This is a genomic window from Nocardia sp. NPDC057455, assembly GCF_042802775.1.
Classification (GTDB): Bacteria; Actinomycetota; Actinomycetes; order Mycobacteriales; family Mycobacteriaceae; genus Nocardia.
Genome location: NZ_JBHVDM010000197.1, coordinates 1 through 2,199 on the forward strand (window position 1 = coordinate 1; position 2,199 = coordinate 2,199).

The following is a 2,199-nucleotide window of genomic DNA, read 5'->3' on the forward strand; positions in this document are numbered from 1 at the left end:
GACGCAACGACGCGTTCGCGGCCCGCTTCTCATCTCTACGCGCGGCGCCCCAACGGCTTTCGCGCAGCGGATACCCAGCCGCTCGAGTATCTCGCTTCGGTCGGAGATCACCTGTGCCGCCGCCCCTGCGGTAGCGTCCGCGAGCGCGACCCGATACCGAGGTACTAGGCGCGAATAGCGCCGCGGCGGGACGCCGCACAGCGTCCACGATTCCTACCTTCGGTTCATGTCCACAACACATTTCGCCGCTCCCCGGGAGGGATCGTCGGCGCGAAGGTCGCGCGCGAGCACGAACGCGGCGATGCGCGGGTGGCGGCTGCATCGACCGCTGCTCGGCACGGTGGCCGCGATGGCCGCGCTCGTCCTGTTCTCCCTCGCGGCGATGCTGGTCGACGACCGCGAACTGCTGGGCGAGTCGGTCTGGCTCAAGCCGATGAAGTTCGGCCTCGCGTTCTTCCTCTACAGCCTCACCTTGGCGTGGCTGCTGTCGTTGCCGCACAAGGGAAGCCGTGCCACCTGGTGGCTCGGCACGGTGTTCGCGGTGACCGGGATCATCGATGTCGGTTTCATCGTGCTGCAGGCCGCACGCGGCACATTCAGCCACTTCAACACCGAGGACGACCCGGTGAACTCGATCGGTCAGGTGGTCTTCGCCTCGGGTGTGCCCGGCCTGTTCCTCGCGAACCTGCTCATCGTGCTGATCCTGGCCTGGCAGCGGTTGGTCGACCGCCCGACGGCACGGGCCATCCATGCCGGCTTGGCGCTGGCCGTCGTCGGCATGGCGCTGGGCTATTCGATGGGCTTCACCGGGAAGCAGCTCGTCCGCGACAGCGACGGACGGATCGTCGAATTGGCCGCGGGGCATACCGTTGTCGCCGACCCGGGCGATCTCGCACCGCGCGACGCCATGGGCGGCCTCCCGATCACGCATTGGAGCACCGTCGGCGGCGACCTGCGCGTTCCGCACTTCGTCGGACTGCACGGCATCCAGGTGCTGCTGCTGGTGGCCGTCACCCTCGCCTGGCTCGCGCCGCGCTATCGCTGGCTGCGCCCGGAACGTGCCCGCGCGGCCGTCGTGGGCGTGCTGGCAGCCGGATATGCCGGTCTGCTGGCGCTGGTCTTCTGGCAGGCCATGCGCGCTCAGTCACTGGTCCACCCGGACACGGCCACCTGGGTCGCGGCGAGCGGGCTCGCCGCGGCCGTAGGAGCACTGCTCGGTGCGGTGTATCTCCGTCATCGGGGCACCGGCGGCGCACACCGCCGCCTGGCGAGGGAGCCGGTCACCGCAGACGTTCCGCGTCACGGGTGAGCGCGACCAGAGTCGCGCCGAGCGCGGCCAGCTCCTCGGCTGTCGCACCCTCCCCGATGGCGGTGGCGACGTCCTCGGCGGCACAGCGGGCGGCGAACCAGCGATCGGCCAGGTCGGCGGCCTCCTGGGCGCTGAGTACAACCGCGTCGTCGGGAATCCCGGTTCCCTTCAAGCTGTTGCGGTGTTCGTAGGCGCGTTGGCGACAGGACTGGCGGCAGTACCGGCGACGGCGGCCGGCCTCCGATTCCACGATCTCCCGCCCACACCACTGGCAGGACAAGCGGCGCGACATGACGCAGAACACTAATCGCTCGCCACCCGCGCTCCGCTCAGCGACCCCGGCGAATCACCCCGCGGCGGGCGTGAGGAGGCCGACGCGGCGCGGGCACTACAATGGAACGGTTCACCGCGGCCGCGTCGGGAACTATCGGCGCAGGCCCGATCGTTGTACACAGGGTCCGGCGGGTGCCCCGCGCACTCGTGCGGACACGGTCGCAGCGCACGAAGACTCGAGCACACAGGGAGAGGCACACCATGGCAGATCGCGTACTCCGAGGTAGTCGGCTCGGAGCGGTGAGCTACGAGACCGATCGCGACCACGACCTGGCTCCGCGTCGGATCGCCCGGTACCGGACCGACAACGGCGAGGAATTCGATGTTCCCTTCGCCGACGACGCCGAGATCCCGCCGACCTGGCTGTGCCGCAACGGCCAGGAGGGCGTGCTGATCGAGGGCACCACCCAGGAGGCCAAGAAGGTCAAGCCGCCGCGCACGCACTGGGACATGCTGCTGGAGCGCCGCAGCAAGGAGGAGCTCGAGGAGTTGCTCAAGGAGCGCCTCGAACTGCTCAAGACCCGCCGCCGCGCCTGACGGTCCGCACATCACGGATA

The 2,199-nt window shown here is 69.6% G+C and carries 3 protein-coding genes; 2 read left to right on the forward strand and 1 reads right to left on the reverse strand.

Annotation, left to right across the window (positions count from 1 at the left end; translation table 11 throughout):
* The first annotated feature begins 226 nt into the window (after nt 1–226).
* Nucleotides 227–1,309 carry a hypothetical protein gene (locus ACFU5M_RS34390; protein WP_379055786.1) on the forward strand — a complete coding sequence of 361 codons (1,083 nt, stop codon included), beginning with the start codon at nt 227–229 and terminating at the stop codon, nt 1,307–1,309.
* Here the strand turns inward: ACFU5M_RS34390 and ACFU5M_RS34395 are convergent.
* Nucleotides 1,281–1,601: a hypothetical protein gene (locus tag ACFU5M_RS34395; RefSeq protein ID WP_379055788.1), complete on the reverse strand. Its 321-nt coding sequence runs from the start codon at nt 1,599–1,601 to the stop codon at nt 1,281–1,283. The genes ACFU5M_RS34390 and ACFU5M_RS34395 overlap by 29 nt on opposite strands.
* A gap of 242 nt (nt 1,602–1,843) precedes the next feature.
* On the opposite strand from ACFU5M_RS34395, the gene ACFU5M_RS34400 reads away from it, so the two are divergent.
* Nucleotides 1,844–2,179, forward strand: a complete 336-nt coding sequence (locus tag ACFU5M_RS34400; RefSeq protein ID WP_043691230.1) for an RNA polymerase-binding protein RbpA — start codon at nt 1,844–1,846, stop codon at nt 2,177–2,179.
* The last annotated feature ends 20 nt before the right edge of the window (nt 2,180–2,199 follow it).